Here is a 23,888-nt window from a genome sequence, read left to right as displayed (position 1 = left end):
TCAATTCGTCTTTTGCTCATGGTTTGCCGTCCGATCGACGGTTTTTCGCGTCCCACCTCGGCTACCCACCCGTATCAGGTAGGGCGTTCACCGGGGGAAATGCGAAAAACTACCCGCGCGGAGGTATGGCAGGCGAGCACGCAGGCACGTATGGTTGGTGGCGCAGGGGAGGATTCCGTCACGGAAATCCTCACGATGAAGCGGGCGGTCTGGGGCCGTCGCGCTTCTCATCGAAAGGAGAGAGGGACATGAAAGAAACCAAACTGAGTCGTCGCGCATTCCTGGGCCTCGGTGCCACCGCGGCCGTCGCCGCCGGAGCCGCCGGGCTTGCCGGCTGCGCACCGCAGCAGGGTGCCGGCACCGCGTCGGCCGAGGGCAACGGCGGTTCGGGCAGCGCCGCAGCGTCGAGCGTCTCCCCCACCAACTACACCCCCGACTTCCTCACGCCGCCGGAGGTTCCCACCGACATCAAGGAGGAGAAGGACTGCGACGTCCTCGTCATCGGCATGGGCCTGGCCGGCACCGCCGCCGCCAAGGAAGCCGCCGAGGCCGGCAAGAAGGTCATCGTGCTGGAGAAGCAGCCCGAGGACAGCTATTCCGTCATCTCCATGGCCGGCGACTTCGGCGTGGTGGGCTCGCAGATCCAGAAGGACCTGGGCATCGAATGGGCGCCCAAGGCCGACATCATGAACGAGTACGTCAAGGAGACCGGCGGTCGCTGCGACACGTGGATGATGAGCTACTGGTACGACCACTCCGGCGAGGACTTCGACTGGTTCATCGAGGGCGCCGACTACGAGGTGCTGAAGTCCACGGCCGCCAACCGCGAGACCGACAAGCCGAACTTCATCCGCCCGAAGTGCTTCCCCAAGCTGGAAACGTACGACTACAAGGAAGAAGTGTACCCGTACTTCCACGGCACCATCACCACGAACCCCAACATGCAGTGGGCGTGCGAGGCGGCCTTCAACGCCGCCCTAGCCGCCGGTGCCGAGCTCATCTACGAGGCCGAGGGCGAGCAGCTCATCAAGGAAGGCGACGCCGTGGTGGGCGCCTACGCCAAGACGAAGGACGGCTACCTCAAGGTGAACGCCAAAGCCACCGTGCTGTGCTGTGGCGACTACGGCGCGAACACCGAGATGCGCCACTACTACGCGCCGTGGACCGAAGAGTTCATGGGCGGCGTGGATGACGGCCGCGGCCAGCTCATGGGCATCTGGGCCGGCGGTTGGATGGAGCTGGGCCCCCACGCGCCGATGACGCACCACATGGGCGGCGCCCTGGGCGTGGACAGCTTCCTGCAGCTCAACATGGAGGGCAAGCGCTTCATGAACGAGGACGTGCCCGGCCAGAACATCGCCGACGAGCACACGCGCCAGCCGGTCGCCAAGGACCCCGAGCTTGCCAAGGCGGGCGTGAAGTCCTGGCAGATCTTCGACAGCAAGTGGCCCGAGCAGATCATCCACATGCCCGACGGCCACGGCTACACCACCTACTTCGTTCCCGACGACAAGATCGCCGAGTACGAGACCGTGCTGTCCGGCTTCGGTCTGGGCTACACGACGCAGGCTATGGTGGACGAAGCGGCCGACGTCAAATGCGACACGCTTGAGGAGCTGGCCGAGAAGACGGGCCTGCCCTACGACACGATGAAGGCCGAGATCGAGCGCTACAACGAGCTGTGCCACAACGGCCTGGACGAGGATTTCGGCAAGATGTCGAAGCGCATGTTCCCCGTCGAGAACCCGCCGTACTACGCGTGCAAGTTCGGCAACGCGGGCATGCTGGTCATGTTCGGCGGCCTCGAGTGCAACCACGACCTGCAGGTGACGAAGGACGGCACGAACGACCCGATCCCCGGCCTGTACGTGGCCGGCAACACGATGGGCCGCCGCCTCCAGGTGGACTACCCCGTGGTCGTGGCCGGCATCAGCCTGGCCACCGCCCTCAGCTTCGGCCGCCTGGCCGGCAAGAACGCCGCCGCTGCGGTGTAAGCGCCTCCCCCCGCGAGGCGTCCCCTCCTCCCCTCCGGACGCCTCCGACACGAAGGGCCCCTCTCGCCAAGCTGCGAGAGGGGCCCTTCCTCGGTACGCCAGCGAACCTACATCATGCCCGCGGCGAAGAAGGCGTAGCGGGCGAGCACGACGCCCACGATCGCAAGGGCGCACACGGCCACGCCGCCCGCCTGCGCGGGGAGCTTTCCCGCGCGGGTCGCCGCAGCCACGGCGCTTGCGGCCAGCGGCCCCACGATGCCGGCGGCAACCAGCAGCCCCGTCGCGTCCAGGCCGATGCGCGCCAGATGCAGCCCGAACGCGCCCAGCACCGCGGCGAACGCAACGCCGGCGGCCACGTTCGCCGCAGCCAGGACGCCGCCCGCCAGCGCCGACCGGTCGAGCAGCGCGCACAGACCCGCGCCCAGCGCGAGGTCGCCCACCAGGAACAGAGGCACAGTCGCAGCGCCGCTCCAAGCCGGCAGGCCCAAACTCTGGTAGTACGCCAGTCCCGTGACCACCATGAGCCCCACGGCAACCAGCCCTCCGGCCCAGCGGATCGGACGCACCGCGGCGCCCTTCGCCTTCGCCACCGCAAGATCGACGACGATGACCGCCCCGAACGCGATGGACCAGTACGCCTCCTGCGCGATCATGGAGCCGGGGTTCGCCATGCCGTTCACGAACCGCAAGGGCTGCCCCAGATGCAGCAACGTGCCGCACAGGCCCAGTCCCAGCAACACGAGGCACACGAGCGGGAACAGCCAGGGGCGCGCAGGAGCGGCGGCCCCCGAGCCCGCGCGCCCGTTCCCGCACAGGGCATCGACCGCGTACGCTCCGGCCGCCAAGCCGGCGAACGTCGTGAACACCAGCAAGGGAAGCATTTCAGCAAACATCTTCATCCCCTCTTTCCTATATATAGTAGACCGACGGATGCGTGCCGGCCTCCGGCAGGTACGGTTCGGCATGCCGCTCTTGCATGAGCTTGCTCGGCGCGCTCTCCGGATCGTTCAAGTCGCCGAACACGCGCGCGTTCGCCGGACACGCGGCCACGCAGTACGGCTCGACGCCCTCGGCCACACGCTCGGCGCAGAAGGTGCACTTGCTCATCACGTGGTCGACGTCGTTCATCGACGGCGCGCCGTAGGGGCACACCCAGCTGCAGTAGCCGCACGCGATGCACACGTCCTGATTCACCGACACGATGCCGGTAGCGGGGTCTTTGTGCATGGCCCCCGACGGACAGTTGTTCACGCACGCTGGGTTCTCGCAGTGGTTGCACAACAGCGGCCGGAAGGCCAGCGTGGTGCGCGGGAACGTGCCCGTCGATTGGTACAGCACGTCGCCGTCCAGGCTTTCCAGGTGGTTCCAGTGCGCGCTGCCGGGAACCTCGTTCGATATCTTGCAGCTGACCGTGCAGGTTTGGCAGCCCACGCAGTGCTGGGTGTCAATCACCATGCCGTAACGTTTTTCGGTCATGATCTCCTCCTTTACGCCTTCTCGACTTCGACGAGCACGTCATAGAAGGCGCTGTTCGTCATGCTGTAGGCTTCTTCGGCGTCGCAGATGGTGTGATGGGTCAGATTTTGGTAGCAGCCTTCGATGAAGTAATCGGGCGTCCACCCGCTCTGCGTGGCCACCGTGCCCGGGATGATGCCCTCGGTGAGGAACGCCCGGATCTTCATGTCGCCGCGATCGTTGAGCACGCGCACCACGTCGCCGTGCGCGATGCCGCGCGCCTCGGCATCGACGGGGTTCATCTGCAGCAGGGGCTCGTCCTGCACCACCTCGAGCGCCGGGTTCAGGATGTGCTGCGTGTGCACGTTCAGGCGGTCGTGGTACTGGATGTACACGAGCGGGTACTTCGCGGCCAGCTCGCCTTCGCGCGGGTCCTCGCACGGCGGTTGCCACGTGGGAACCTCCTCGTCGAACGCCACCAAGGACTCGGTGTAGAACTCGAACTTGCCGGTGTCGGTTTTGTAGCCGGTGCCGTCGGCGTAGACGATGGCGGGGTCGTACAGCGCGTCGGAGCGGCCGAAGATGCCCTGCTCGACCACGTCGCGATCCCAATCGAGGCCGTCCCATGCCGGATGGTCGGTGCCCACGAACTGGCGAATCCATTCTTCGTCGGTTTTGCTCCAGTAATCCTCGACGCCGGTCTTTTTCGCCAGCAGCGACATGATCTCGACGTCGGACTTGCTCTCGCCCATCGGCTCGATGGCGGGCTGGTTGAACATGGCCCAGGGGCTGCGGTCGACGAGGTCCCAGTGCTCCCAATACGTGCAGGCAGGCAGCACGATGTCGGAGTACTTCGCCGTCCACGTCCACCACGGATCGACGGTGACGATGAAGTCGATGGCCGGGATGACCTCGTTGATGATGCGGTTGGAATCGGGGCTCATGTTGATGAAGTTCGAGTTGGCGATCCACAGGAAGTCGATGGGCACCGGATCGTGGTTCACCGCCGCCGCGTACACCTTGGAGGACGGCACGAGGTTCGCCTTCTTTCCCGTGTCCGACCAATCGGTGAAGTCGTACACCGGGCCCGTGTAGCCGGCAACCGGCTTGTTAGTGGCCGTGCCGCCCGCATGCGACGCGCCGCCGCCGGGGACACCGATGTACCCGGCGACCATGGCCAGCGTGGCCACGGTGCGGAACGGCGCGTAGGAATGGTACACGCGCTGCATGCCCTGACCCATGCGGATGCCGGCGGGCTGCGCCTCGATGTACTCTCGGGACAGACGTTCGACCACGTCCGGGTCGATGCCGCAGATTTCGCCGGTGCGCTCGAGCGTGTACGGAGCGCACGCGTCGACGAGGTGGTCGAATGCGGTGCGGCACGCCACGCCGTCAACCGTGAACGAGCCCGTCAGCGCGGGCTTGACGCTTCCGCCCTTGATGGAGGCCGCATCGGGGGCGGGCACCGCGGCGCCCGTCAGTTCGTCCCAGATCACGTACGTGCCGGCGCCGGCGCCCGCTTCGCCCTGCGCCGCCGGAGCGGTGCCGATGGAACCCTCGTCGGCCTTCCCGGTTCCCGCCGCCGTGGCCACCACCTCGCCGTCCACCATGCGCAGGTACGTGCCGTCGTCCTCACGGATGAGGTAGGGGGCGACCGATTCCTCCACCAGCTTGTCTTTCGCATGCAGGTCGTTGCCGATGATCCAGTTCATCATGCCCAAGGCCAGCGCCGGATCGGTTTGCGGGTTGAGGGGAATCCACTCGTCGGCCATGGCCGCCGTGGAGCACTGGCGCGGGTCGATGACGATGACCTTCGCGCCGTTCTTGCGCGCGGCCACGTAATCGCGCAGCTCGGACGTGTGCGTATCAGCCACGTTGCGGCCCCACACGATGAGCAGCTTGGAATTCAGGTAGTCGCGCGAGTCGTGCGCGCCGCGGTGCGTGCCGAACACCATGGTCATGCCCATGGACGCGCCGTGATCGCCCATGATGCCCTCGATGTCCCAGGTGGTGGCTCCCACGGTGGCGGCGTAGCGCGTGGGCGCCTCCCACGACAGCTTGCCCAGGTCGCCTGTGAACGAGTAGAACGAAGCGGCCTGCGGGTCTTTGGCCAGCACGGCGTTGAGCTTCTCGGCGATCGCGTCGATGGCCTCGTCCCAGGTGATGCGCTCGAACTCGCCCGAGCCGCGCTCGCCCGTGCGCCGCATGGGGTACATGACGCGCGCGTTTTCGTCCTGCAAGCGCTGGATGTAGCTCATGGAGCGCAGGCACGCGTTGGCGTACCCCGGCCGCCCCGGCATGTCGCCCGGCTCCACGCGCACGAGCTTGCCGTCGCGCACCGTGCCGCGCAGATGGCAGCGCGACGTGCAGTTCACCGTGCACACCGCGTGCACGGCCTTCTCGCCGGCGGCTGCCGGAGCCTCGTCGGCCAGCGCTTCGGGCGCGCCGGTGCCCTGCGCCCCGAAACCCAGCGCGGACGCGACGGTTATCGCGCCGACGCCCTTGATGAACGTGCGACGGGTCAGCTTGCCGTCGCGCATGAAGTACTCGGGTTCGCATGCGCCAGCATGCGTATCGGTCGTCTTCATCTCACCCTCCTCTTCCTCGTCTTCTCCGATGGCCCCAAAGAAGGCCCAAAGGGGACAGGCGCCTTTGGGGCCATTCTTGCGGACAAGCTGGACGATACGCCGGCTTCGGAACGCGCTCCACACACGGCAGTGGGAGCGGCACACGGTTGGGCTGCGCACCTAAACAGGGGTTGGACCCACAACATTGTGGGGCTGGCACAGGGCTGGTTGGACAGGCGCGTACACGAAGCCGTACCATCTCCTGCGCAGAGGGGGGGGGACGCCATGGGCGCCGACGAGGAACGGAGCGGCCCGAGCCGCACGCAGGCAACAGGATCATCGAGTGCCGTCACGGCGCTCGTCGCCATTGCGGCCTTCCTCCTGTTCGGGCTCAACAACACCGAGACGACCGCGCTTCCCACCTACGTCATGTCGCTTGGCGCCGGACCGTTCGTCGCCAGCTTGCAGAACAGCCTGTTCGTGCTGCTCGCCGTCCTCCTGCGCATCCCGCTCGAGCGCGTGGTGGAGCAGCGAGGAAGCCGCTTCGCCATGATCGCGGGAGCGTTGGGGTACACCGTGCCGTGCCTGGCCCTCGTCGGTTGCTCCGAGCTGTGGCAGGTCGTGGTCCTGCGCCTGGCGCAGGCGTTCGGGCTGGCGCTGTTCCAACCGAGCGTGGCGCAGTACCTCGCAGCCACCTCCCCCGCCTCCAAGCTGGGGAGGCGGTTGGGAATCGTGCGGTTCGCAACCACCGCCTCGCTGATGGCGGGGCCGGTGACCATCTTCCCGCTCATCGACGCGCACGGGTACGGGGCGTTCTTCGTCGCGCTCGCGCTTGTGGGAACGTGCGGCACGGCCGTCGCCCTCGCGCTCCCCGCGTCCTCTCCCCTGGGCCAGCGGGTGCTCCTCCTCGCCAGCCCGCTCCTGCTCGCGTCGGGCTACAGCGTGGTCATGAACTTCGGCCAGACCCTCGCCGAAGAAGCGCTCGCATCCTGCAACGACGGCATGCTGTTCGCGTTCCTCAGCACCGGAGGCCTCGTCGGCAGCCTCGTCGCCGGATGGGCGACCGATCGGTTCGGCGCGAAGCGCTCGGTGGGCTGCACCATCGCCGCCAACGGCCTGGGGCTGCTGCTCATGGCGCTGGGCCGCAGCCCCGAAGCGGTCCTCGCGGGGGCGTTCCTGTGCGGAGCGGGATACTTCGGCGCCACGGCCACGCTCGTCGCCGCCGCGGGCGCATCGTCGGGCGGCGGCGCCGGCACGTTCCTGGCGCGGCAGCAAAGCGCGCTCGACCTGGGAATGATCGCGGGAGGGCTGCTGGCCGGAGCCATGATGCAGGGCGGCTTGCCGGTTTCCGCGACCTATCTGGCAACCTCGGCGGTCGCCGGGGCGGGTCTGGTCGCGTGGGGTATGATGTATCCGAACACGAAGGGGAAGCCGAAGCGCTAGGGGGAACGCATGGAAGCAATCAGCCTGTTCGTGCAGCCGAAGCCGCTGCTGAGCGAGACCATCGAACGCATCGTCGCCGACGGCACCCTGAAGGCTCGGGCGCTCGTGCTGAGCCCGGGGGATTACCTGTTCCGCGAGGGCGACGACATGCGCGAGACGTTTTACCTGACGAGGGGCCTGGTACGGCTGTACAGCGGCACGCCCGACGGGTACACCAAAACGGTGTTCTTCCACAAGGCGGGCACGCTCATCGGGTTCCAGGGATTCCGTCCCGAAGTCGACCGCAAGCCGTCCATCCTGAACGCGAAGGCCACCACGAAAGTCGAAGCGTTCGCCATCGACGCCGAGCGTTTCGGCTCCTACCTCAAAACGCACGGCGACGTGTGCTACGCCATGGCGCAATACCTGTTCGAGATGATGTCGCTGCAAACGCGCGAAGCGGTGAACGCCTCCGTGTACCCCGTGCTGCAGCGGTTCTCCGCGCTGCTGCTCACGCTGGCCCGCGAGTTCAACTCGGCGCAGGCGCCGGCCATCATCCCGTTCAGCAACGAGGAGCTGGCCGAGATGCTGGGCGTGCACGTGAACTCCATCACGAACTCCGTCGTGGCGCTGCGCAACGCCGATTGCGCCGAACGCCAACGCGGCGCGCTGGTCATCACCGATTTCAAGAAGCTCAAAAGCATCGCCGAAAACCTCATCGTGGAGAACTAGGCTCGCGGCAAGCCCCCGCCAGCCCGCCTGCCCCCCGCCCCGCCCGTCGTGGGGCAGGGGGGGCCGCTCCTTCTAGCTTGCGGGACGGAAGAGGGCCAGCAGGCGATCCACGAAGCCCTGCGGCTCCGAGCCTGCGTCTGCGCCCCCGTCCGCGTCCGCATTCGCCTCCCCCGCCGCCTCCGCCGCGTCCGCGTCGTCGGGCTCCTCCACGCCGTCCACCACGTAGATGAACTGCACGTCGTCGACGGCGGTGTTCGACGGGTCGACGAAGGAGTGCGCCTGGTAGTCGGCGCCCAGCTTGTCGTCGATCGCCTGCTGCACCGCGTCGATGACCTGCTCGTCCATGCCGCTCACGGCCTCGGCGAGGTCGGCCGTGCCGACGGACAGCTCGCGCGCGCCCGACGAGGCGCTCGCTGCGCCGCTCGCCAGCTGCGCGACCCCCGCAGCCGCCGACGACGCGCCCGCCGCCACCTCGCCCGTGCCGCCCGCCAGCGATACCGCGCCCGCGCTCAAGCTCGCAGCCCCCTCAGCAAGCGCAGGCGCCTGCGTCGCGAGCGCATCGACGCCGCCGGCGTACGCCTCCACGTTGGCGGCAAGGTCCGCCGTGCCCGCCGACAGGCTCGCCGAGCCCGCCGCCGCCTCGGCGATGCCGCCCGACAGCGGCGCATAGCTTCCCTCGACGGTGTCGAGCGCGCCGTAGGATCCGGCGGCCTGGCTGGCCTGGGCAAGCGCTTGCACCGCGCCGTCCAAAGCGGCTACCGTCGCAGCCGTCGGATCGGCGTACGCCGCCGCCGCAGCCGCCGCGTACGCCTCCTGTGCGGCCGCGTACTGCGCGGCGCCGACGGCGGCCTGGGCCTTCGCCGCCGCCACGGCCCCGAGGAACGACTGGTCGCCCGCCCGCAGCGCCTGCACGCCCGCGTCGAGGTCGGCCGCCCCCGCGCGAACCCGCTCTGCCGCCGCGTCGAGCGCCGCGCTGTTCGCGCTCACCGACGCGAGCCCGTCCACCGCCGCGCCCACGCCCGCTTGCAGCTCCTCCGACCCGCGCGCCAGCGAGCTGGCGCCGCCCGCAAGCTCCGTCGCGCCCGCCGCCACCTCGCCGGTGCCGTACGCGAGATCGCCCGAACCGCTGGCCAGCGACCCCAGCCCGCTTTCAAGCGAGGCCGCGCCGTCGGACAGCTGCGCAGTTGCGTCCTCCAGCTCGCCGGTCTTGTCGGACAGCTGCGCGGTGTCCTGTTCGGCCAGATCGATGGCCAGGCCGAGCGGCATCGCGCTGATCTGCCATCCCTCGTACGAGAAGGCGCGCGCATCGCCCTCGATGGCGTACACGGCGCTCTCGCCCGGCAGCACCAGGTAGCTGATCACGGCGTTGTCGCCCACGTGGGCGACGGTCGCGCCTTCGGCCTCCTCCACTTTGAACGCGCTTTCCGGGAACGTCCCCTGCGCCTGCATGACGCAGCTTTCGGCGAAGTCCGCGAGCCCCGCGGCCTCCGCATCCCCGCCGCGCGCCGTCACCGCGAACTCGATGCGCAGCCGCCCGCTCTTCCCCGCCAGCTCGTCCGGCGCGATCTGCGCCCCGTCGAGGTAGTACGTCAACGAGACGTCCCACGGCAGCGGCGTCGCGGCGTCCATCTCGCCCTCGTAATAGAACGGCTGATCAGCCAACGTGCTCACCTGCACGGCGCCGTTCTCCTGCACCAGCGCATCGGTGGTGGTCAGGTTCTTCACCCGCGTGTAGCGCGCCGGGTCGTCCACCGTCTGGACGGAGCCCGTGTCGAACACGTTCACCACGTACAGCCCTTGCGTCGCCCCGTCGGCGCCCGCCTTCACGTACACCACCTCGTCCTTCGCCGCCTCGGGCTCGACGCCCCATGCTTGGCTCACCTCCAACGCCGCCGTCGGCAACGCCAGCGCGCCGGCCAGCAGCGAGGCCGCCAGCGCACATCCCGCTTCCTTACGCTTCTCCATGAGCACCTTCTCCTTCCAACGCGCTCGCACCCTTCGGCTCGCCCTCGTACACATGCAGGCCGAGCGAGGTGCGGCGAATGACTCCATCGAACGTTTTGAACAACCACGGCAGGAACACGAACATCATGAGCATGGACGTGAACGCGCCGCGCGCGATGAGCACGCCCAGCTCGGAGATCACGCCGTTCGAGGCGATCTGCCACACCGCCAGCCCCGCGAACACGAGGATCGACGACGACGTGAGAATGGTCAGGGCCGCATGCTTCACCGCCGAACGCGCCGCCTCGCGCGGCGTGTACTCGCTGCGGCGGTCGAAGTACTCGCGCGTGTAGATGATGGCGTAGTCCACGGCCGCGCCCAGCTGCACCGCGTCGATCACGAGGTAGCCGATGTAGTTCAGACTGTCGCCCAGGAAGTACGGCACGGCCAAGTTGATCCAGATGGCCACCTCGATGGCGATCAGCACCACGAACGGGATGGACAGGCTGCGGAACATGAGCGCCAGCACGAGGCCGATGGACAGCATGGAGAACAGCTTCACGCGCCCCGCGTCCTGCTGCACCGTGTCGCGCAGGTCGTACACCGACACCTCCGCACCCGCCAACCGGTACGCGTCCCCGTACTGAGCCTCCGCCGTCGCACGCACCTGCTCCACCAGCGCGAACGCCTCGTCGCCCTCGCCTTCCACGTCGAGCGACACCACGAGGCGCGACCAGCCGCCCGCGACCACCTGCTCCACCGTGGACGCGGGCGCAACCTCCACCGGCAGCGCGCGCCCGGCCTCGGTCACGTACGACGTCACGCCCGTCACGTGATCGAGCGCCTCGAGATCGTCCGCAAGCGCCTGCTCGCGCGACGTGTCGCCCTCGGGCACCATCACCACCCAGGTGGCCGACGCGCCGAACGCCTCCTCGATGCGCTCCTGCTCAACCGCGGTCTGGCTGCCCGGAGGTGCGAACCCGGAGGTGCCGTACCTGAAATCGGTGCGGCTCTCCGCCAGGTACGCCGGCACCGCCACGACGATCACCACCACGGCCATCGGCACCATGATGCGCTGGCACACGCGGGCGAAGCCGTCGAACGAGGGCATGAGGAACCGGTGCTCGAACCTGTCGATCCAGCGCAGGCACAGCAGCGTGAGGCACGGCATGAGGAACATGACGGTGAGGAAGCTGAACAGGATGCCCTTCGCCAGCACGATGCCCATGTTCACGCCGATGCCGAACTGCATGACCGTGAGCGAGAGGAAGCCGAAGAACGTGACGGCCGCGCTGGACAGCACCACCGAGAAGCCGCGCTTCATCGCATGCGCCATGGCAACGTAGGGGTCGGCGTACTCGCGCTGGCAGCGACGGAACGTGTGCAGCAGCACGATGGCGTAGTCCATCGACACCGCCAGCTGCAGGATGGCGCCGCATATCTGGCTGATGAAGGAGATCTCGCCGATCAGGAGGTTCGTCCCCATGTTCATCACGATGGCCACGCCGATCACCGTCAGGAAGATGACGGGCTCGAACCACGAATGCGACGTCAGCGACAGGATCACGATGATGATGAGTACCGCCAGCACCATGATGTAGGCGATCTCCACCGACGTGGAGCTTTGCGCGCTGGCGGTGTTCACGGCATCGCCCGACAGCGACACCTGCGACGCGCCCGTATCCTGGGCGGCCGCGCGCGCCTCCTCGGTGGCCGTCACCCCTTTCGCCTCGTCGATGACCAGCTGGAACAGATACCCGTCGTCGGTCGCCCACGACGCCGTCACGTCCTCGTCCTGCACGGCGAGCGGCTTCTTCGTGTCCGCCACGCTGCCCAGCCACATCACCTCGTCCACGCCGTCGACGGCGGCCAGGTCGCGGGAAAGCTGCTCGGCCGTGGCCTGGTCGATGCCCTCGGCGAACAGACGCGCGTTCGGGATGCCCCCGTCGAACGACTGCTCCATGTCGTCGAGCGCCTGTATTGACGGCGCGTCGGCCGGCAGGTAATCGGTCATGCTGTAGTTCACCTTCACCGCCGGGATGCACAGCGCGCACGCCACTGCCGCCACCGCGAACAGCGCAACCACCGCCTTGCGGTGGCGCAGGAACGCTTCGCAAAACTTGAGCATCATGCTCCCTTCGAACAGATGTTTCACGTGAAACACTCATACCACAGGTGATGCATACTCAACATTAGTACCGTTATACATCATGTGTTGAATAATGAACGAGTATGCGATATGCTTTCGACCAGGGCAATACGCAATCAAGCGCCCGATCGTCGACTATTCGACACCGCGGGGGCTGTTCGTCGAAGAAGGTGAATCGTGTCGGAAGAAATCTTGACACCCGGATGGCGTCGCGACATCAAAATGGATCGCCGTTCTCGGCGCACGCGCAACGCGCTGACGACGGCGCTCATGGCGCTTTTGAAGGAGCGCCCGCTCAAAAGCATCACCGTCACTGAGCTGGCCGAGCTGGCCGACGTGAACCGCGCCACGTTCTACGTGCACTTCCAGGACGTGTACGACATGTTCGACCAGGTGAAAGAGGAGTTCTGCAACATCTGCCGCGAGCTGGTGGACGCGCATGGCGAAGAGCTGGCGCGCAACGAGAACCGTCCGTTCCTCGAGGACATTTTCAGCTACTTCGAAACGAACGAAGACGCGTTCGCCATCGTGTTCGGCGACAACGCCGACGGGGCCTTCCTGGGAGACGTCATCGACGTAGTGCGCGACAGCTGCCTCACGGCCGTCGCGCCCCTCGAGGCCGTGGAGCGCCGGGAGCGCGACCAGGGCCTGACGCCGAACCGCGACCGCGCCCTCGGCATGGCGCTGTGCAACTACCAGTTCGACTTCATCGCCGGCGGCATCGTCAGCATGCTGAAAAGCTGGCTGGCCAGCGACCGCCGCGAGTCCATCGACACCATGGTCGCCCTCGCCGACAGCTACCTCAACGTGCTGGGCGAAGGCGTCCTCCAGCGCAACCTCGCGCTGGCCGAGCGCCCGTCGTAGCAAGCGCGGCGCCCCGATGCCCCAAAGGGAGCCGAACCCCTTCTAGGACATCCTCCAGAAGTCCCGGATAAGCTCCTGACGGTTCGCCTGACCGGATTTTTGCAGGATGTTGTGCACGTGCACCTTCACGGTGCTGGGCGACAGCTGCAACGACGAGGCGATGTTCTGATTGTCGTTGCCCTGCAGGACGAGGTACAGCACCTCCCGCTCGCGCTCGGACAGCTGATGCTGCTTGCCGTACCGCATGAGCGTGTCGTTCAGCACCGCCTCGCGGCGCTCGCCGCCCGGCGCCGGCGGATGCTCGAAGCGCAACGCGAGCGTGCGGAACGCGTCGCGGCACGCCACGAACATGCAGACGAGCATCAACGCGTTCTCGGCGTAGTTGCGCTCGGACGTGAACGCCCACGGCCCGATGCCAAGCGTCGCCGGATCCACCACGAGGAAGAAGAGCACGTCCTCGGCCACCACCAACACGCCGAGCACCCACAGCGCCACGTACAGGCGCAGGTGGCGGCGCAGTCGCCCGCGCTCCACGCTGTCGTCCGTCGTGCGGTAGCGATACGCGGCGAATCCCAGCATCCAGAACAGCAGCAGCGCGCGCAGGGTGTAGAACGTGAAGCGCTGCACGTTCCCCTCGGGAAACACGATGAGCACCACCGCGCTTGCCACCACGAACACCACGCCGGGCACCGCCATGAGCGCGCGGCTCTTCTCGCCGAGCACCGTGCATACCACCAGCCAGAACGACACGAGGAACCCAGCGCCCGCCAGGATGGACGCGTACGAGCGCACCATCAGGTACGCGCTGGTCATCTGCGCATCGAGCCCCGGATACATGAGCTCGTCCTGCAACACCCAGGCCACGTCGAAGAAGTAGAACAGAAACGCGAGGAACGCGAACAGCAGCACGCGCTTGCGCGACACGAGGTACGCCGACAGGCACGCAGCCGAGGTGAGGACGGAAGCCAGCAGCACGATCAGGGTGAAATGGAAGAGCACGAACCCCACCAACAGACACTCCTTCGTCCGACGATGCAGGAAATCAATCGTTTCCCATCATATACGAAACGGTACGCCCCTGCGGTGCATGCATCCGATCACCTGCGGTTTAACTAGGTTGTAGTTCTCAGTCGCCGCATTTCGGACGCGCGCGGGCCGCTCGATAGACCCTGTTTAGACCTTTCTTTCGCCGTCGCCTCCCGGCAAGGTGTGATCGACGCGTCGTCATGCAGCACCTCTTCGCAAAGGAGTTCGTCAATGGACAAAAGAAAAGGGATCGGCCTGTTCGGGCTGATCGGCATGGTGATCAGCTCGTGCATCGGGTCGGGCGTGTTCGCCATCACGGGCCAGTTGGCGCAGGTCGCGTCTCCCGGCAGCGCGCTCATAGCCTGGGGCGTCGTGGGCGTGGGCTTCATGATGCTGGCGCTGTCGCTTGCCAACCTGGGCGCGAAGCGCCCCGACCTGCACGGCATCTTCCAGTACGCCGAGGAGGGCTTCGGCCCGTTCGCGGGCTTCATCTCGGGCTGGGGGTACTGGCTGAGCGCGTGGCTGGGCAACGTCGCCTTCGCCACGATGATGATGTCGACGCTGGGGTACTTCTTCCCCGCGTTCCTGCCGGGCAACACCGTTCCCTGCATCCTCATCGCGTCGGTCATCATGTGGCTGCTCACCCTGCTCGTCATCCGCGGCGTCGAGAGCGCATCGTTCCTCAACGCCATCGTCATGGTGTGCAAGGTGGCGTCCATCGCCGTGTTCATCCTGTTCACCCTGTTCCTGTTCAACGCCAACGTGTTCACGGCCGACTTCTGGGGCACGCTCCAGAACAACATGGCCTCCATGGGCGAGCTGGGCGCAGACGCGGTGGCCATCGGAAGCGTCGGCGACCAGGTGAAGAACTGCCTCATCATCCTCATGTGGACCTTCGTGGGCATCGAGGGAGCCACCGTCATGTCTTCGCGCGCCCGCAAGAAGAGCGACGTGGGCAAGGCGACCGTCATCGGCCTGATCTGCCTGCTGCTCATCTACATCAGCGCCTCGGTGCTGCCGTACGGCTACCTGCCCTACACCGAGATCGCCGCCATGAACTACCCGGCCATGCTCTACGTGTTCGACTCGATGGCCCCCGGCTGGGGCGGCGCGTTCATCTCCATCGCCATCATCATCTCCGTCATGGGGTCGTGGCTGTCGTTCACCATCCTGCCCGCCGAAACCACGTCGGACATGGCGAAACGCCAGCTGCTGCCCGCCGCGTGGGGCAAGATGAACGCCAAGAACGCTCCCCGGTTCAGCCTGCTGATCGTGGGCGCGTGCACCCAGGTGTTCATGCTCACGCTCATCTTCTCCGAAGACGCGTACAACTTCGCGTTCTCCCTCTGCACGGTGGCCATCGTCATCACCTGGACCCTGGCAGCGGCCTATCAAGCGAAGTACTCCGCCCAGAACAGGCAGATGGGACAGCTGGTCATCGGCGCGATCGCGGTGCTGTTCCAGGTTGTCGGCGTGCTGCTGAACGGCTGGACGTTCCTGCTGCTCACCTGCGTCGGCTACATCCCGGGCTTCTTCGTGTACGCCAAGGCGCGCAAGGATCAAGGACGCGGCCTGACGACGGCCGAGAAGGCGGGGATGGGCATCATCTCGGCGCTCGGCGTGCTGTCGCTCGTGCTGCTGTTCACGGGATTCATCAGCTTCTAGCACCGCATATCGCAACCTGTCACAACCGGGAAGGAACACTCCTATGCATATCGCAACCATTGGCGTTGAAGACTGGCTGAACGTCTGGGAGAAAAGCGCCACCTACGACATCGCGCAATCCACCATCTCGTCGATGACGATGGGCGAGATCCTCGCCCTGGACGACGAGCAAGGGGCCACGTTCTACGAGCGGCTGAACAAGGAGAAGATGAACTACGGCTGGATCGAGGGCTCGCCCGCGTTCAAAGAGGAGGTGGCCAAGCTCTACCGCTCGGCGGATCCCGACAACGTGCTGCAAACCAACGGCGCGACCGGCGCCAACTTGCTGGCGCTGCTGGCCCTCGTGGAGCCGGGCGACCACGTGATCGCCGAATACCCCACCTACCAGCCGCTGTACGAAATCCCCCGCACGCTGGGGGCCGACGTGGAGTATTGGCACATCCGCCGCGAGCACGGCTGGAACCCCGACGTGACCGAGCTTGAAAAGCTCGTGCGCCCCGACACGAAGCTCATCTGCATCAACAACGCCAGCAACCCGCTGGGCACCGTGCTCGATGCCGCAACGCTCAAGCGCATCGCGGAAATCGCCGAATCGGTGGGCGCCTACGTCCTGTCCGACGAGGTGTACCTGCCCCTGCACGACACGGAATCGTACGTGTCGATGGCCGACCTGTACGACCGGGCCATCGTGACGAACAGCCTGTCGAAGACGTACTCGGTGCCGGGCGCGCGCATCGGGTGGACGGTGTCGAACAAGGAGCTGGCCGACCGCTTCCGCGTGTACCGCGACTACACGATGATCTGCGACGGCGTGTTCAACGACGCGTTGGCCGTGCACGTGCTGCGCAACCGCGACAAGGTGCTCGAGCGCAACCGCGCCATCGTCACGAACAACCTGGCCATCGCTCAAGAGTGGGTGGACAACGAGCCGCGCGTGTCCTGGGTGCCCCCGAAGGCCGTGTCCACGTCGTTCATCGAGCTGGATATCCCGATCGACGACGAGCGGTTCTGCATCGACCTGCTGCGCGACCAAGGGGTGCTGCTGGTGCCGGGAAGCCGCTTCGAGCTGCCCTGCGGCGCCCGTCTGGGATACTGCGCGCCCGACCCCACGCTGCGCGAGGGCCTCAAGCGCCTGAGCGCCGCGCTGCGCCAGTTCGACTAAGCACGAAGCGCGCGCCGCTCGGCGCGCGCTTCGCTACGACGTCTTCCAGAAGTCCTGGGTGAGGGCCTGGCGGTTGGGCTGGCCCGTCTTTTGCAGGATGTTGTGCACGTGCACCTTCACGGTGCTCAGGGCCAGGTGCATGGTGGACGCGATGTTCTGGTTGTCGTTGCCCAGCAGCACGAGGTGCAGCACCTCCTGCTCGCGCTCGGACAGCTGGTGACGCTTGCCGTACACCATGAGGTTCTCGCTGATGCGCGCGTCCTGCACCTCGCCGCCGTGCATCGGCGGGCGCTCGAAACGCATCGACAGCACCTGGAACGCGTCGCGGCACGCGAAGAATGCCAGGCTCAGCATCAGCACGTTCTCCATGAAGTTGCGCTCGGGCACGAACGTGCGCGGCCACATGACGATGGAGTTCGGCTCGCACACCAAGAAGAAGCTCGCGTCCTCCAGGACCATGAGCAGCCCCACCACCCACACCAGCACGTAGAGCCATCGATGACGGCGCAAACGATTGCGCTCCACCTCGTCTTTGCTGGAGAAGTAACGGAACCCGACGTACAGCAGCATCCAGAACAGCAGCATGGCACGCGTGGTGTAGAACACGAACCGCTGCACGTTGCCGTCGGGCAGCAACGTGAGCGCCGCGATGCTGCCCAGCACGTACACCACCCCCGGCACCACGCGCAGCGCGCGGTTCGTGCCGCCGAGGTAGTCGCACAGCAGCAGCCAGAACGCCATGAGGCAGCCGCCGCCCGTCACCACGGACACCAGCGAGCGGACGATGGCGAACACGCCCACCACCTGCAAATCGCCCAGGAGGGCGAAGTCGTCCTGCAGCACCCAGGCGACATCGAAGAAGTAGAACAGGAAGCCGAACACGGCGAACATCATCTCGCGCCGATGCGACACGAGATAGGCCGACAAGCACGTGGCCGAAGCGAGGATAGAGGCAAGCATCACGAACAGCGTGTAGTAAAACAGCACGAACCCCACGAACGAGCACCTCGCTATCGTTTACCTCATGGCTTGCATCATATGCCATGATACACGAAATCGCGCACGGCGTTGCCCCCGCCCGAAAACGCGCCCGCGCACCCCGGCGGCCGCCGCCAGGGAATCATCTTCCCACCTGCGGTTTACGGGAGGTTTACCGCGTTCGCCGCTCCGCTACACCCGCAATCAATCTATCGCTAAATCTTGTTTACATCTTTCATTCGCCCGACGAGGGGTGCATGGTGGACTCAACGCGCCGAGCGGCTTAAAAGACCGCACGGCGACTTGGCGAAGATCGGTTCCCCCTTCACGAGGAACCGACGTAAAGGAAGAAGGAGGGTTGCACATGTCAGGAGTAAACGTCAAGAGCGAGATCAAGCCCTTGAAGAAAGTCCTGCTGCACCGCCCGGGTAAAGAGCTTCTGAACCTGACGCCGAACACGCTCGAGGAGCTGCTGTTCGACGACATCCCGTTCTTGAAGGTCGCCCAGGAGGAGCATGACGCGTTCGCACAGGCTCTGCGCGACAACGGCGTCGAAGTGTTTTACCTGGAAGACCTCATGGCTGAGGTTCTCGAGGCCAACCCCGAGCTGCGCGAGCAGTTCCTCAAGCAGTGGATCGAAGAGGCCGGCATCCGCACGGATCGCTACCAGAAGATCATCTTCGACTACATGCAGGAGAACTACCCCGACGCCAAGGACTTCGTGCTGAAGACGATGGAGGGCATCAACCTCACCGAGCTGCACACCGACAAGTCCAACTCGCTGGTGGACCTGGTTTCCGAGTCCTCCAAGATGGTCGTGGCCCCCATGCCGAACCTGTACTTCACCCGCGACCCGTTCGCGATGATCGGCAACGGCGTGTCCATCAACCGCATGTACTCCGAGACCCGCAACCGCGAGACCATCTACGGCGAGTACATCTTCACGCACCATCCCCTGCTCAAGGGCACCCCTGAGTACTACAGCCGCTACAACACGTTCCACATCGAGGGCGGCGACATCCTCAACATCAACGACAAGGTGCTGGCCATCGGCATTTCCCAGCGCACCGAGCCCGATGCCATCGACGCCATCGCGAAGAACATCTTCAACGATCCGACGAGCCCCATCGAGACCATCCTGGCGTTCAACATCCCGAACTCCCGCGCCTTCATGCACCTCGACACCGTGTTCACCCAGATCGACGTTGACAAGTTCACCATCCACCCGGGCATCATGGGCCCGCTGACCGTGTTCGAGATCACCGCCGAAGGCGACGGCATCAAGGTCAAGGAAGTGAACGGCACGCTGGAGAGCATCCTGGAGACCTACATGGGTCATCCCGTGGAGCTCATCCCCTGCGGCGGCGGCGACCGTATCGCGGCCGAGCGCGAGCAGTGGAACGACGGCTCGAACACGCTGTGCATCGCTCCGGGCACCATCGTGGTGTACGAGCGCAACGACGTGACGAACGCCGTGCTCGAAGGCAAGGGCCTCAAGCTGATCGTGGTCCCGTCTGCCGAGCTGTCCCGTGGCCGTGGCGGCCCGCGCTGCATGAGCATGCCCATCGAGCGCGAAGACTAAAGCTTTTCCGCTATCACCGGTGGTTGCGCGCGATGTGCTCCGCGTGACCACCACCTTCCCCAGGCGCCCCCTGCGCTGAATCCGGTCCCAAATGGCGAACGAGAACCGGGTTCAGCGCAGGGGGCGTTCTATATTCTCCAACAGCAGGCGCGCGACGGCGCGGGGCGATTCGGGGTTCTGACCCGTGATGATGCGGCCGTCCTGCATGGCGAACGACGCGAACGGGCGCTTCTTGCAGAACACGGCGCCGTGCGCCTTCGCCACCTGCTCGTTCCAGAACGGGATGGCGGCGCTCTTGCCGCTCAGGTACTCCTCCGCCGTGGTGAAACCCGTGATGCTCTTCCCTTCCACGAGGTACGTGCCGCGATCCTGCACGAACAGCAGCCCCGCGATGCCGTGGCACACCGAGGCGAGGTAGCCGCCGTTGCCGTACACCTCGAGGCACAGGCGCGCAAGCCCTTCGCTGCTGGGGAAATCCCACATCACGCCGTGGCCGCCCGTGTAGTACAGGGCGGCGTACTCCCCCGCGTCCACGTCGTCGGGGCTCATCGAGCGCGCGAGCGCGCGCTCCTGGAAGTCGGGCGTGTGATACAACGCGAATGTGGGCTGGTCGAGATATGCCGGCTTCATGCTGCGCGGGTCGAGGGGCACGAAGCCGCCGTTCGGGCTGACGTAGTCCACCTCGAAGCCGCGCTGGCCCACCTCGTCCACGAACTCGGCGGCTTCGCCCAGCCACAGCCCGGTGGCAGCGTGCTTCTCCCCGTACGTGGGGGTGTTAGTCAGGGCAATCAGGATCTTCTTCATCGTGGGCTCCTCCTCGACGCCGGGGCTGCGTTCGATCATACGGTGCGCGCGTCTCATCGATCATGCGCTTCGTCATCCGTAAGCGCCGCGTGGCCAAACGGCATACGCGGCGTGCCCCGGGTCTCGCGCCTCGCGCCCCGCGCCGCTTCTGCCGCGCGCCTGCGGCGCGTCGCCGCGAGGCGCCGATCGCACGCCTGAGCAACAAGTTGAGGCTGGCGATTCACGCATGTTCTGACCTGCGTTGATGCTAAGCTGGCGGATGGATTATCGAGCATCGAAGGGGATTACGCCATGAAGGTTCGCACACTGTTGATAGGCGCCGCGTTGGGCCTTGCGCTTTGCCTGCCCGTCGCTCCGGGCATGACGGCGGAAGCCGCCGAAGATACCGTGCAAATCACGGACATCGAGCAATTGGTGCCGTACGTTCCCGACGCGATCTTCCGCCAAGCCGTGTTCGATGCCGTGAAGGACGGGGCTGACGGCGCCGAAGGCGCGGACGTCGAAGAAGCGCTGTACAATTTCAGGGGAACCGTTCTGTACAACAAGAGCAACGCGACGCCCTCGGATCAGAAGATCAAGGACGTACACGGCATTCAATACCTGCGCAACGCCCAGCTCGTCAGCCTGAAGTACAACGAGATTCGCGACTTTTCATGGCTCGAGAGGAGCGGCGGGCTCGAAGACAAGTACTATGGCGAGCTGCTGGCGAACGACCCCACCATCGAAATCGACGAGAGGAACGTGGTGTGGGATTTCGGCGGCAACCCCTTTGAGATGCTCCCGACGTTCTTCGGGGGACGCCTGAAGATCATGCAGCCGGCAAGCTCTTCTTTCACGTACTCGGAAGACGTATCCCAGCACCTTGCCTACGTTCGCCCCGCCGGCGAAACCGCCGTCAGCGGAGCCCTCGACATCGGCAAATCGGCCATATACGAGCATGGCGCGAAGATCGAGGACGCGCACGTCGTAGAATGCGGAGTTCACACACGGCCGGGCGACGCCGCCACCAGCATGGTCATCGCCTCTCATAACGACACGACCGCCGCCTTCACCGGCCTCGAGAAAAGCGGGGTCTTCCATATCTACGTCGGCATGGATAAAGAGTTGAAGTACGGCACCCAGGACGAGTGGGGCGCCATTACGGAAGGCGAGCAATCCTACAAATACTACCTCACGCCCACCTTTCGCGTATACGACCGGATCACGGCCGCGTCCGCAGCCGGAAGCAGCGCCGTGCTGACCAAGACCGACTCCACCACCAACGCGCCGGTGGCCGGAGCGACCTATGCGGTGTACACGGACAAGGGGGCTTTCGTCGAAGAGCGCACGACCGATGATGCGGGCAGCCTCTCCACCTCCAGCCTCCTTCCGGGCGCCTACTACTTCCAGGAGACCGAAGCGCCCACCGGCTACCTGCTCAACGACAAGAAAATTCCCTTCACCATCGTAGAGGGCACCACGGGCGCAACCACCTCGGTCGGCGGCGGCGAGTCGCAGGTGACCACGTCCGACGGCCAAACCGTCAACGCCTCTGCCAACGAGCGGCTGTTCGCCGGCGGCAAGGACGGCTCCGGCACCCTGCTCAGCCCCGACCTGGAGCTTTCATCGAGCAACCCCGACGACGTCGTAGGCGTGCAGGTGACGTACGACAAGCTCGACGGCGACCGAGGCGGCGACAACGTCGTGCGCACGTTCGACAGCCTGACCGACGCCCAAGCCGACATCAACGCCGAGAAGGGCGACAACGCCATCATGGGGCCCGTCTCCGTCACGGCTAGGTATCGCACGTCGACCGCCGCGCCCGTGCAGGTGCAAACGAGCGACGAGCCCGTCGAGGCGATCGACATCCCCGTGAAGAAGCACTGGCAGGACAACCCCGACTGGCACGGAACGCGCGCCGACGTCACCATCCGCTTGTGGTGCGGCGGCGACGAGGTGGGCACCTGGACGCTGATCGGAGGAGAGCCGAGCGAAGGCGGGGCCGACGACTTCGACCACGTGTTCACCGGCCTGCCGAAAACCGACCAGTACGGCAACGACCTCGTGTACGAAGTGACCGAGGATCCCGTTCGGGACGCTTCGGGCATCACCGGCAACTACATCTCGACCATCGACGCCGATCCAGCGGTTGACAACGGCGTCATCGTCTCCAACCTGTACAACGTTGCCGAGAAGTTCTACCTGACCGGTCAGAAAACATGGAGCGGCGACACCGAGGCCGACCGCCCCGCATCCGTGTCCCTGACGCTCACGCAGACGAACGCGAGCGGGCACGCCCCCTACATCTTCAAGACCACGGCGTCGGCGCCCGACTGGACGTACACGTTCACGAACATCCCGCTGCTCGAAGGCTCCGAGCGGGCAACGTACCAGCTCACCGAAACGCCCGTGAACGGGTACACGTCGTTCGTCCCCATCGCCAACATCCAGGGCACCGGCGACATCGAGACGGTGGTCGTTCCGGGCGAGCAAACCGTCAACAAGATCAAGCGCGTCGACGTCGCCGGCACCAAAACATGGCACGACTACGACAACGCCCTCGGCACACGCCCGGCGGCGATCACCGTGAACCTGTATCAGGACGACGTGCTGTTCGACACCGCCACCGCAACCGCCGACGACGGCTGGGCGTACCAGTTCACCGGTCTGCCCGAAGCCGCCGCGAACGGCGCCATCCACGTGTACACCGTGCAGGAGGAGGCCGTCGAGCACTACGCCACCGTCATCGACGGCACCGCCATCGCGAACACGCTCGACCCGAAGCTGAACGACATAGCCGAGGTGAAGGGCACGAAGACCTGGGACGACAACGACAACGCCGGCAACACGCGCCCCGAAAGCATCACCGTGGAGCTGCTGGACGGCGACGATGTGGTGAAGTCGCTGGAAACCACGGAGGCTGACGGTTGGGCGTACGCGTTCGCCGAGCTGCCGAAGTACGCCGACGACGGAACCGAGATCGCCTACACCGTGCGCGAGAAGGACGTCCCGGCCGGCTACGAGGCGGCCGTCTCGGGCCACAACATCGCGAACACGCTGAAGCCCCAGCCCGGCGGCGACACCGTCGAAGTCGCCGGCACGAAGACCTGGGTGGACAACGACAACGCCGGCACCACGCGACCGGAAACGCTCACCGTCTCGCTGTACCAGAACGACAAGCTCTTCCGCACGCAGGAGACGTCCGCACAACGCGATTGGGCGTACCGCTTCGCCGACCTCCCCCGCTTCGACGCGGATGGGAAGGAGTTCGCGTACTCGATACGGGAGGACGCCGTCCCCAGCGGGTACACGGCCTCCGTGAAGGGTTACGACCTGACCAACACCTTGAGCGAGATCCCGCAGAAGCCGAAGGACCCCACCCCGACCGACGCGCCGCACAAGCTGGCCGCCACCGGCGATGCCCCGTTCGCCGCAGTCGCGCTTGGCGCAACCTTCGCGGCCGCGCTCCTCGTCGTCGCCGCCTTCCGAAAGCGCAGGCGCGCCTAGGCTTGCATCGACCGATCGCAACCTCCCAAGCCCCCCGCTTCAAGCATCGAAGCGGGGG

The 23,888-nt window shown here is 66.0% G+C and carries 16 protein-coding genes; 8 read left to right on the top strand and 8 right to left on the bottom strand.

All coding sequences use genetic code 11. The features are described 5' to 3' along the window. Positions 1-248 precede the first annotated feature (248 nt). Positions 249-1,994, top strand: coding sequence for an FAD-dependent oxidoreductase (locus ELEN_RS00875; RefSeq protein ID WP_015759853.1), 1,746 nt, complete (start codon positions 249-251; stop codon positions 1,992-1,994). Positions 1,995-2,101: 107 nt separating this feature from the next. On the opposite strand, the gene ELEN_RS00870 is transcribed toward ELEN_RS00875, so the two are convergent. The 3 genes from ELEN_RS00870 to ELEN_RS00860 are packed head-to-tail and all read right to left on the bottom strand — an operon-like array spanning position 2,102 to position 6,037. Continuing rightward, positions 2,102-2,887: a DmsC/YnfH family molybdoenzyme membrane anchor subunit gene (locus ELEN_RS00870; protein ID WP_157666242.1), complete on the bottom strand. Its 786-nt coding sequence runs from the start codon at positions 2,885-2,887 to the stop codon at positions 2,102-2,104. 16 nt (positions 2,888-2,903) lie between these two features. Continuing rightward, positions 2,904-3,470: a 4Fe-4S dicluster domain-containing protein gene (locus tag ELEN_RS00865; protein ID WP_015759851.1), complete on the bottom strand. Its 567-nt coding sequence runs from the start codon at positions 3,468-3,470 to the stop codon at positions 2,904-2,906. Between the two features lie 11 nt (positions 3,471-3,481). Beyond that, entirely contained in the window at positions 3,482-6,037 is a 2,556-nt protein-coding gene (locus ELEN_RS00860; protein ID WP_015759850.1) for a molybdopterin-dependent oxidoreductase, read from the bottom strand. A 264-nt stretch (positions 6,038-6,301) separates the two neighbouring features. Here ELEN_RS00860 and ELEN_RS00855 point away from each other — a divergent pair, with 264 nt between their 5' ends. Both ELEN_RS00855 and ELEN_RS15655 read left to right on the top strand, forming a co-directional pair. Beyond that, positions 6,302-7,459, top strand: coding sequence for an MFS transporter (locus ELEN_RS00855; RefSeq protein WP_015759849.1), 1,158 nt, complete (start codon positions 6,302-6,304; stop codon positions 7,457-7,459). Between the two features lie 9 nt (positions 7,460-7,468). After that, positions 7,469-8,170 (top strand): Crp/Fnr family transcriptional regulator, encoded by a 702-nt coding sequence (locus tag ELEN_RS15655; protein WP_015759848.1) that lies wholly within the window; start codon positions 7,469-7,471, stop codon positions 8,168-8,170. Positions 8,171-8,242: 72 nt separating this feature from the next. Here ELEN_RS15655 and ELEN_RS16650 read toward each other — a convergent pair whose 3' ends face one another. After that, positions 8,243-10,135, bottom strand: a complete 1,893-nt coding sequence (locus ELEN_RS16650) for a hypothetical protein (RefSeq protein WP_015759847.1) — start codon at positions 10,133-10,135, stop codon at positions 8,243-8,245. Beyond that, positions 10,122-12,269 (bottom strand): efflux RND transporter permease subunit, encoded by a 2,148-nt coding sequence (locus tag ELEN_RS00840; protein WP_143924728.1) that lies wholly within the window; start codon positions 12,267-12,269, stop codon positions 10,122-10,124. Before ELEN_RS00840 ends, ELEN_RS16650 begins: the two co-directional genes overlap by 14 nt. Positions 12,270-12,440: 171 nt before the next feature. On the opposite strand from ELEN_RS00840, the gene ELEN_RS00835 reads away from it, so the two are divergent. Further along, entirely contained in the window at positions 12,441-13,127 is a 687-nt protein-coding gene (locus ELEN_RS00835; protein WP_015759845.1) for a TetR/AcrR family transcriptional regulator, read from the top strand. A gap of 42 nt (positions 13,128-13,169) precedes the next feature. On the opposite strand, the gene ELEN_RS00830 is transcribed toward ELEN_RS00835, so the two are convergent. Next, positions 13,170-14,135 (bottom strand): helix-turn-helix transcriptional regulator, encoded by a 966-nt coding sequence (locus ELEN_RS00830; protein ID WP_015759844.1) that lies wholly within the window; start codon positions 14,133-14,135, stop codon positions 13,170-13,172. A 249-nt stretch (positions 14,136-14,384) separates the two neighbouring features. On the opposite strand from ELEN_RS00830, the gene ELEN_RS00825 reads away from it, so the two are divergent. Both ELEN_RS00825 and ELEN_RS00820 read left to right on the top strand, forming a co-directional pair. Then, the gene (locus ELEN_RS00825; RefSeq protein ID WP_015759843.1) at positions 14,385-15,818 is read left to right on the top strand and encodes a basic amino acid/polyamine antiporter; all 1,434 of its coding nucleotides are present in this window, start codon (positions 14,385-14,387) and stop codon (positions 15,816-15,818) included. Positions 15,819-15,861: 43 nt separating this feature from the next. Next, the gene (locus tag ELEN_RS00820) at positions 15,862-16,980 is read left to right on the top strand and encodes an aminotransferase (protein WP_015759842.1); all 1,119 of its coding nucleotides are present in this window, start codon (positions 15,862-15,864) and stop codon (positions 16,978-16,980) included. 33 nt (positions 16,981-17,013) lie between these two features. On the opposite strand, the gene ELEN_RS00815 is transcribed toward ELEN_RS00820, so the two are convergent. Continuing rightward, the gene (locus tag ELEN_RS00815) at positions 17,014-17,976 is read right to left on the bottom strand and encodes a helix-turn-helix transcriptional regulator (RefSeq protein ID WP_015759841.1); all 963 of its coding nucleotides are present in this window, start codon (positions 17,974-17,976) and stop codon (positions 17,014-17,016) included. Positions 17,977-18,322: 346 nt separating this feature from the next. Here ELEN_RS00815 and arcA point away from each other — a divergent pair, with 346 nt between their 5' ends. Next, positions 18,323-19,540, top strand: a complete 1,218-nt coding sequence (gene arcA / locus ELEN_RS00810; RefSeq protein ID WP_015759840.1) for an arginine deiminase — start codon at positions 18,323-18,325, stop codon at positions 19,538-19,540. Positions 19,541-19,651: 111 nt separating this feature from the next. On the opposite strand, the gene ELEN_RS00805 is transcribed toward arcA, so the two are convergent. Then, on the bottom strand, positions 19,652-20,344 hold the full coding sequence (locus tag ELEN_RS00805) for a type 1 glutamine amidotransferase domain-containing protein (protein WP_015759839.1): 693 nt from the start codon (positions 20,342-20,344) through the stop codon (positions 19,652-19,654). Positions 20,345-20,635: 291 nt separating this feature from the next. On the opposite strand from ELEN_RS00805, the gene ELEN_RS00800 reads away from it, so the two are divergent. After that, positions 20,636-23,830 carry a Cna B-type domain-containing protein gene (locus tag ELEN_RS00800; RefSeq protein WP_015759838.1) on the top strand — a complete coding sequence of 1,065 codons (3,195 nt, stop codon included), beginning with the start codon at positions 20,636-20,638 and terminating at the stop codon, positions 23,828-23,830. Positions 23,831-23,888: the final 58 nt, after the last annotated feature.

Source organism: Eggerthella lenta DSM 2243 (assembly GCF_000024265.1).
Classification (GTDB): domain Bacteria; phylum Actinomycetota; class Coriobacteriia; order Coriobacteriales; family Eggerthellaceae; genus Eggerthella; species Eggerthella lenta.
The sequence above is the reverse complement of the archived record's forward strand: the minus strand, read 5'-3'. Positions and strand labels throughout refer to the sequence as shown.

Bases quoted from the DNA above. Each gene is read 5' to 3' on its own strand.
- ELEN_RS00875 (WP_015759853.1), top strand. From the start codon at position 249: ATGAAAGAAACCAAACTGAGTCGTCGCGCATTCCTGGGCCTCGGTGCC.
- ELEN_RS00870 (WP_157666242.1), bottom strand. From the start codon at position 2,887: ATGTTTGCTGAAATGCTTCCCTTGCTGGTGTTCACGACGTTCGCCGGC.
- ELEN_RS00865 (WP_015759851.1), bottom strand. From the start codon at position 3,470: ATGACCGAAAAACGTTACGGCATGGTGATTGACACCCAGCACTGCGTG.
- ELEN_RS00860 (WP_015759850.1), bottom strand. From the start codon at position 6,037: ATGAAGACGACCGATACGCATGCTGGCGCATGCGAACCCGAGTACTTC.
- ELEN_RS00855 (WP_015759849.1), top strand. From the start codon at position 6,302: ATGGGCGCCGACGAGGAACGGAGCGGCCCGAGCCGCACGCAGGCAACA.
- ELEN_RS15655 (WP_015759848.1), top strand. From the start codon at position 7,469: ATGGAAGCAATCAGCCTGTTCGTGCAGCCGAAGCCGCTGCTGAGCGAG.
- ELEN_RS16650 (WP_015759847.1), bottom strand. From the start codon at position 10,135: ATGGAGAAGCGTAAGGAAGCGGGATGTGCGCTGGCGGCCTCGCTGCTG.
- ELEN_RS00825 (WP_015759843.1), top strand. From the start codon at position 14,385: ATGGACAAAAGAAAAGGGATCGGCCTGTTCGGGCTGATCGGCATGGTG.
- ELEN_RS00820 (WP_015759842.1), top strand. From the start codon at position 15,862: ATGCATATCGCAACCATTGGCGTTGAAGACTGGCTGAACGTCTGGGAG.
- arcA (WP_015759840.1), top strand. From the start codon at position 18,323: ATGTCAGGAGTAAACGTCAAGAGCGAGATCAAGCCCTTGAAGAAAGTC.
- ELEN_RS00805 (WP_015759839.1), bottom strand. From the start codon at position 20,344: ATGAAGAAGATCCTGATTGCCCTGACTAACACCCCCACGTACGGGGAG.
- ELEN_RS00800 (WP_015759838.1), top strand. From the start codon at position 20,636: ATGAAGGTTCGCACACTGTTGATAGGCGCCGCGTTGGGCCTTGCGCTT.